Annotated in this window: 1 protein-coding gene; it reads right to left on the bottom strand. The window is 49.5% G+C overall.

All coding sequences use genetic code 11. From position 1 onward, the window contains the following. A partial coding sequence (locus ACW5XD_RS23970; protein ID WP_456497027.1) for a hypothetical protein occupies positions 1–299 on the bottom strand: 299 nt, incomplete at both ends.

Genomic DNA, 299 nt, shown 5'->3' with positions numbered 1-299 from the left:
CGGTGCCATTCCCAAAGACATATCCACTCTGTGATACTGACGCGACAGATGCATTTGAGCTAGACCAAATACTTGAGCTGGTTACAATATTCGACGTCGAGTCCGTATAGTACACAGTGTTATTGATATACCTACCAACACCCACACTCAGACTGAAGGATGCGGGATTAATAGCCGTGTGATCCACCACCTTGCCCACTGTGATAATGGCGCTGTCGGTCTGGGTAATGCCATGATCGGTATAACTGGCCTGAATATTGGCCGTACCGCTGGTGTTGGCAGTCACCATGCCGGTGGTA

The organism is Aeromonas enterica (genome assembly GCF_054052465.1).
Note: the sequence above shows the minus strand (reverse complement) of the source record. Positions and strands in the feature narration are given on the sequence as shown.